Annotated in this window: 7 protein-coding genes; all 7 read left to right on the top strand. The window is 27.7% G+C overall.

The features are described from left to right. Positions 1–320 precede the first annotated feature (320 nt). The 7 genes from era (at position 321) to glyS (ending at position 7242) form a co-directional block, all read left to right on the top strand. A complete protein-coding gene (gene era / locus G3997_RS02235) occupies positions 321–1211 on the top strand; it encodes a GTPase Era (RefSeq protein WP_296647408.1) in 891 nt (296 codons plus the stop codon). Positions 1212–1222: 11 nt separating this feature from the next. Then, complete coding sequence (mgtE, locus tag G3997_RS02240; RefSeq protein ID WP_296647411.1) at positions 1223–2602, top strand: magnesium transporter; 1380 nt, start codon at positions 1223–1225, stop codon at positions 2600–2602. A gap of 71 nt (positions 2603–2673) precedes the next feature. After that, positions 2674–2832 (top strand): YqzL family protein, encoded by a 159-nt coding sequence (locus G3997_RS02245; RefSeq protein WP_296647414.1) that lies wholly within the window; start codon positions 2674–2676, stop codon positions 2830–2832. Further along, on the top strand, positions 2798–3571 hold the full coding sequence (gene recO, locus G3997_RS02250) for a DNA repair protein RecO (protein WP_296647415.1): 774 nt from the start codon (positions 2798–2800) through the stop codon (positions 3569–3571). The genes G3997_RS02245 and recO overlap by 35 nt, the downstream gene beginning before the upstream one ends. Continuing rightward, entirely contained in the window at positions 3564–4169 is a 606-nt protein-coding gene (locus tag G3997_RS02255) for a DUF4342 domain-containing protein (protein WP_296647418.1), read from the top strand. The genes recO and G3997_RS02255 overlap by 8 nt, the downstream gene beginning before the upstream one ends. A gap of 128 nt (positions 4170–4297) precedes the next feature. Further along, a complete protein-coding gene (gene glyQ, locus G3997_RS02260) occupies positions 4298–5176 on the top strand; it encodes a glycine--tRNA ligase subunit alpha (RefSeq protein ID WP_296647422.1) in 879 nt (292 codons plus the stop codon). Further along, entirely contained in the window at positions 5176–7242 is a 2067-nt protein-coding gene (glyS, locus tag G3997_RS02265; protein ID WP_296647425.1) for a glycine--tRNA ligase subunit beta, read from the top strand. Before glyQ ends, glyS begins: the two co-directional genes overlap by 1 nt. The last annotated feature ends 92 nt before the right edge of the window (positions 7243–7334 follow it).

Consider the following 7334-nt stretch of genomic DNA (forward strand, 5'->3'; position numbering starts at 1 on the left):
TCGTGAAGACTTCTTTTTTATGTTATAATGTAAGGTACTAAATAAGATAATAAAATATTTTAATACAAGAATATTTATTGTGATTTTTTTATAATATAGGTTTATAGAAGTGAATTAAATATAAATTATTGGATACAAAAATGAATAGAAGATAAAAATAAATAGTAAAGAATTATATAATTTGGACCATATATATGAATTATAATATGATACTAAAAAATAGAAATAATATAAACTAATAAAAAATAGTTAAGAATTATTTCTCAAGTAGTAATTTTCATAAAATAAATAACAAAAGATAACGATAGGAGAAATATGACATGTTTAAATCAGGATTTGTTAGTATAGTAGGAAGACCAAATGTAGGTAAATCTACTTTAATGAATAACGTAGTTGGAGAAAAAATAGCAATAATGAGTGATAAACCTCAAACTACAAGAAATACAATACAAGCTGTATACACAGATGAAGAAGCTCAAGTAGTATTTTTAGATACACCAGGGATACATAAACCTAAAAATAAATTAGGAGAATTCATGGTTAAATCAGCAACAGATGCTTTTAAAAATGTAGACTTAGTATTGTTTGTTGTTGATGAATCTAAAAAAATAGGACCTGGAGATAGAAAAATTATAGAGGATTTAAGAAATATAAAAACTCCAGTTGTACTAGTTTTAAATAAAATAGACCAATTAAGTGAAGAAGAATTATTTGATTTAATGAAGATGTATAATGAAGAAGGTGTATTCAAGCAAATAGTACCTATATCAGCATTAAAGGGAAGAAATATAAATGAACTTTTAAAAGTTATAAAATCTCATTTAGAAGAAGGGCCTCAATACTTCCCAGATTACATGATAACAGATCAACCAGAAAGAGTTTTGGTATCAGAACTTATAAGAGAAAAAGTTTTACACTATGTTCATGATGAAGTACCTCATGGTGTTGCAGTTGAAATAGAGAGAATGAAATCAAGAAAAGATAAAGAAATAGTTGATATATCAGCTGTAATTTATTGTGAAAGAGATTCTCATAAAGGTATAATAATAGGTAAAAATGGTAGAAAATTAAAAGGAATAGGAAAATCAGCTAGAGCGGATATAGAATTACTATTAGGATCTCAAGCTAATCTTCAATTATGGGTAAAAGTAAAAGAGAACTGGAGAAACTTACAAAACTATGTAAGTAATTTCGGATATACTGAAAAATAAAGGTGAATTATATGGATAGGAAACAGGATGGTTCCAAGAATTTATTAAGTGAAGTAACTGTATTAATTGAAAATAATAAGATATTAGAACTTAGAGAGTTGCTTGAAGAATATCATATAATAGATATATTTGATATTATGGAAAATCTAGAGGAAAATGAAAAAATAAAACTATTTGAAGTATTACCTGTAGATATGGCAGCATCTATATTAGAAGAAAGTGATGTAGAATTTTTTAGTAGTATACTATCAAAATTAGATACAGAGTATAAAAAAAATATATTAGAGCTAATGTCTCTTGATGATATGGCAGATATATTAAGTCAGTTAGAAGAAAATGAACGAGAAGATATAATGGAACTTTTAAGTCAAGAAGATGCAGATGATGTAAAAGAACTATTAATATATGAAGAAGAATCAACTGGCGGAATAATGACAACTGGATATATAGAAATTAATGAATATATGACTGCTAAAGAAGCGATAGCTCATCTTAGAGAATATGCAGAAGATGCAGAAACTATATACTATGTATATGTAGTTGACAATGAAGAAAGATTAGTAGGAGTATTATCACTAAGAGAGCTAATACTTGCTAGAGACAGTAGTATAGTAAAAGACTTAATGAGTGAAAATATAATATCTGTTTTTGTTGATGAAGACAGAGAAGAAGCAGTTAGACTAGTTTCAAAATATAATTTAATAGCAATACCTGTTATAGATAGAGAACATAAATTAAAAGGTATTATTACAGTAGACGATATAATAGATGTAATGGAAGAAGAAGCAACTGAAGATATGTATAAATTTGCAGGTACATCAGAACAAGAAAGAGATATTGCTCAAAGTGTAAATAAAACACCTTCAGAGCAAATAATTTCATCTGTAAGAGCTAGAATACCATTACTAATAATTACTTTATTAGCGGGTCTTTTATCAAGTTCAATACTTTCAAATTTAGACTTTGTTATGAATCCTACATATGCATCTTTAGTATTTTTCATACCTGTAGTTTTAGGTATGGGAGGAAATATAGGAACTCAATCATATGCACTTACTGTAATGAGTTTATCTAATAAAGATTTAGAATTTAATAATGTTATAAGAGAAGCTGTAGTAGGTATTATTACAGGTGTAGCATGTAGCTTTATAGTTGCAATTATAGCATTCATATTTATAAAAGATATAAATATAGTTTTAGTTGTTTCAATATCTTTATTTATAAATATGATAGTTGGAGCTATGATAGGTGGATTTATGCCTATATTATTTAAAAAATTAGATGTTGACCCATCAATAATATCAGCACCAGTTATAGCTACACTGCTTGATATAACAGGAATAACGATATATTTAATAACAACAACTATAATTTTGTCAAAAATTGTTTAATAACTTAATGAATTATTTACCCTCTTCTTACTAAGAATATAAATATAACCGTGAGAAGGGGGTTTTTAAAAATGAACAATTTGTGTTGGGAAGTTTTTAAAAAGACCGGTAGTATAGAGGCATATCTATATTTAAGTGACTATAAAAACTTGCATGAAGAAACTGATGGATTATTAAGGGAGATAGATAACAGCGATGATAATACTGAACACCCAGGGGATAGTACTTAAAGCTATAAGATATAAAGAAAATGATGTTATACTAACTTTGTTTACACGTAAATTAGGAAAAGTATCAGCAATAGCAAAGGGAGCAAAAAGAAATAAAAGTTCATTGCTTTCATCAGCTCAACTTTTTTCTTACGCAAATTATACATTAAAAAGAAAAGGTAATATGTATACTGTAAACCAAAGTGATATGATAAAAAGTTTTTATGATATTTCATATGATATAGAAGCATTTTCATATGCTACCTATATTACTAAACTAGTAGAAAGTTCTACATGTGAGAATCAAACTAATAATAGATTATTTATACTACTTGCTCAAACTCTATACTTATACACACAAGAAAATACAGATAAAAAGTTTATAACTAGGGCATTTGAACTAAAGTTTTTAGACTATATAGGATTTAGGCCAGTTGTAAATAAATGTAGTATTTGTGGAAGTATGAATGTAAAGTCATCAAATTTTAATATATATGAAGGTGGCTTAATATGTGATTTATGTAGTGAAAATATTGAAGGAAATATAAAATTAGATGTAACAACTGTAAAGTTAATGGAATATATATTAAATAACGATATATTAACCTGTAGTAAAGCCAAAGTATCCAAGTATATAACTTATGAGTTAGAAAAAGTTTTAAAGCAATATTTAAACGTTTATGTTGAAAATGTGAGCTTTAAATCGCTGTACTTGTTAAAAGATATAGAAAATATTAAGGGAGCTGATAAGGGTGAGTAACGAAATAACAATAGAAAAAATTGATACAGTAATACAAAGAGTACCAAGTGTAACATATGCCCAAGCAAAACAAGCACTTTTGGAACATAATGGAGATGTTATAGAAGCAATAATATCACTAGAATCTAATAACACAATACAAAGTAATATATCAAAGAAAACTAAACAAGCAAAAAAAGCTGTTGAAGATATATTTTCTAAAGATAGTGATGATTTTAAAGATGTAGCAAAACAAGCTAAAGAACTTCTTAAGAAAAGTAGTGTTATAAGAGTTATAATTGATAGAAATAATAAAGTTATAATGAATATACCATTAACAGCTGGAGTAGTAGGAGTTGCATTACTTCCTATATATACATTAGTTGGATTATCAGCAGCAGTCATAGGCAAATGTAGAATTAAAATACAAAATGAAGATGATGGAGCGATAGTTGATTTAGGAGAGCTAAATGAAGAAAAACTTAATATGCTAAAACAAATGCTAGTCAACACAGCTAAAGAAGTAAAAGATGTTGTAGTAGACAATAAAAAAGATGATAAAGATGTAACAGATGAACTTATAAATGAAGATGATGACAATTTAGATTTGAATAAATAGGAATCCATTTACATTGACAAATTTTGTTTAATTTGATATCCTAAAAGTTATAAGATAGCTATTAAAGGCCTTTCGTGTAGACGAAAGGCTTTGTTATATTAAGCAATATTATTAAAGGAGGTATTAATATGAATTTTCAAAATATGATACTTACATTGCAAAACTATTGGTCTAAGCAAGGATGTATAATGATGCAACCTTACGATGTTGAAAAAGGTGCAGGGACTATGAACCCTAATACTTTTTTAAGATCATTAGGACCAGAACCTTGGAAAGTTTGTTATGTAGAACCATCTAGAAGACCGGCTGATGGTAGATATGGTGAGAACCCTAATAGATTATATCAACATCACCAATTCCAAGTTATATTAAAGCCATCACCAGACAATATACAAGAATTATACTTAGGAAGTTTAAAAGCTATAGGTATAGACCCAAATGAACATGATATAAGATTTGTTGAAGATAACTGGGAATCAACTACAGTTGGTGCTTGGGGACTTGGATGGGAAGTATGGTTAGACGGTATGGAAATAACACAATTTACATATTTCCAACAAGTTGGTGGTATAGAATGTGAACTAGAAACAGGAGAAATTACATATGGTCTAGAAAGACTAGCAATGTACATACAAGAAGTTGATAGTGTTTATGATTTAAAATGGAATGATGAAATAACTTATGGAGATGTATTTAAGCAAGCTGAATACGAAAACTCTATGTATGCATTTGAAGAATGTGATGCAGATATGTTATTTAATTTATTTGATATATATGAAAAAGAAGGTCTTAAACTTATGGAAAGAGGATTAGTAATTCCTGCATATGACTATGTATTAAAATGTTCTCATACTTTCAATACATTAGATGCAAGAGGGGCTGTAGGAGTTAGCCAAAGAGCATCTTTCATAGGAAGAGTTAGAAATATGTCAAGAAATGTAGCAGCTGCATTTGTTAAACAAAGGGAAGAAATGGGATTCCCACTTTTAAAGGAAGGTGATAAATAATGAATAACTACCTTTTATTTGAAGTTGGTGTTGAAGAATTACCATCAAGATTTGTAAGTAGTACTTTAGATCAAATCAAAAACAACTTAACAAAGATGTTTAATGAAAATAGAATAGAATTCGATAATATAAAAACATATGGAACACCTAGAAGATTAACTTTTATAGTTGAAAACATAAGTGAAAAACAAAGTAACTTAGAAGAAGAAGTTAAAGGTCCTTCAAAGAAAATAGCATTAGATGCTGATGGAAACTTTACAAAACCTGCATTAGGATTTATGAAGAGTAAAGGTCTTAAAGAAGAAGATGTTGTTTTCAAAACAGTAGGAAAAGATGAATACATATTTGGAACAATAAGACAAGAAGGAAAAGAAACTAGTGAAGTTTTAAAATCTATATTACCTGAGGCTGTAAAAAATGTAACTTTCCCTAAAGCTATGCGTTGGGGTGGAAGAAACATGAGATTTGCTAGACCTATAAGATGGATGGTTACTTTATTAAATGATAAAGTATTTGAAATTGATTTAGAAGGCATAATATCATCTAATGTTACAAAAGGACATAGATTCTTAGGACAAAGTGAATTTGAAGTTAACTCATTAGAAGATTACTTAACTAAGTTAGAAGAAAACTTCGTAATATTAGATCAAGATAAGAGAAAAGAACTTATAAGAAAACAATGTATAGAAGTTGCTAATTCTTTAGGTGGAGAAGTTGAATTTGATGAGGATTTATTAGAAGAAGTTACTCATCTAGTTGAATATCCAACAGCATTTTATGGAGAATTTGATGAAGATTATGCTAAGTTACCAAAAGAAGTTGTAACAACTCCTATGCAACAACATCAAAGATACTTCCCAGTTGTTAAAGATGGGAAATTATTACCTAACTTTATAGCTGTTAGAAATGGTAATGATTATAGAATAGATAAAGTTAAAGCTGGTAATGAAAAAGTTTTAGTTGCTAGATTAGAAGATGCATTATTCTTCTACAAAGAAGATACTAAAAAGACTTTAGAAAGCTACACAGAAAAATTAAAGAGTGTAGTATTCCAAGCTAAATTAGGTACAGTATATGATAAAACTTTAAGAATAGAAAATTTAAGTTCTAATATAATAGATTTATTAAATTTACAACAAGATAAAGAAGATGCTAAGAGAGCAGCTAAGCTTTGTAAATCAGACTTAGTTACAAATATGGTATTTGAATTTACAGAGCTTCAAGGTATCATGGGAAGAGAATACGCTAAAGTTAGCGGTGAAAATGAAGCTGTTTGTGAAGCTATATTTGAACATTACCTACCAAGATTTGCAGGTGATATACTTCCTAAAACTAATGCTGGTATAGCTTTAGCTATAGCTGACAAGTTAGATTCTATAGCAGGATTCTTTGCAATAGGAATACAACCAACAGGATCTCAAGATCCATATGCTCTAAGACGTCAAGCATTAGGTATACTTAATATAATAATGGATAGTAAATTAGATATAGACTTAAAGAAATTAGTAGAATTATCTTTAGAAAATTACTCTAACTTAGAATTTAATAAAGATGAAGTAATAAATTCTATAATGGAATTCTTTAAAGAAAGAATTAAAAACTTATTCAGAGATTTAGGTATAAGATATGATGTAATAGAAGCTGTATTAAGCTCTGACATAAATGATATATCTGATATGTACTTAAGAGCAAATGAGCTTAATAACTGGTTAAATAAAGATGAATTAGTTGAAATGCTTACAGCATTTAATAGAGTTTCTACACTAGCTCAAAAAGCTATATCTAGCGAAGTTAATGAAAGTTTATTAAAAGAAGAAGCTGAAATTAATTTATACAAAGAATTTAATAATACAAAAGCTAAAGTTTACGAATTATTAAAAGAAAAGAGATATAGTGAAGCTCTAGATAGCTTTGCATCATTAAGACCATCTATAGATGCAATGTTTGATAGTGTAATGGTAATGGATAAAGATGAAGCTATAAAAAATAATAGATTAGGATTATTAAAGCAAATATACGATACTATGTTAAGTATATGTGACTTATCTAAAATAGTTTATAAATAATAATTTAGGGGGAATATTAATTCCTCCTATTTATTTTTATAATTAAAAATAAAATTTAGATTTGTGGGTATTTATAAGATATATAAATAGAT

It is taken from the genome of Romboutsia sp. 13368, assembly GCF_018336475.1.
Lineage (GTDB): Bacteria > Bacillota > Clostridia > Peptostreptococcales > Peptostreptococcaceae > Romboutsia.

Excerpts from the sequence above, each read along its gene's own strand:
- era (WP_296647408.1), top strand. The coding sequence starts at position 321 with ATGTTTAAATCAGGATTTGTTAGTATAGTAGGAAGACCAAATGTAGGT.
- mgtE (WP_296647411.1), top strand. The coding sequence starts at position 1,223 with ATGGATAGGAAACAGGATGGTTCCAAGAATTTATTAAGTGAAGTAACT.
- G3997_RS02245 (WP_296647414.1), top strand. The coding sequence starts at position 2,674 with ATGAACAATTTGTGTTGGGAAGTTTTTAAAAAGACCGGTAGTATAGAG.
- recO (WP_296647415.1), top strand. The coding sequence starts at position 2,798 with ATGATAATACTGAACACCCAGGGGATAGTACTTAAAGCTATAAGATAT.
- glyQ (WP_296647422.1), top strand. The coding sequence starts at position 4,298 with ATGAATTTTCAAAATATGATACTTACATTGCAAAACTATTGGTCTAAG.
- glyS (WP_296647425.1), top strand. The coding sequence starts at position 5,176 with ATGAATAACTACCTTTTATTTGAAGTTGGTGTTGAAGAATTACCATCA.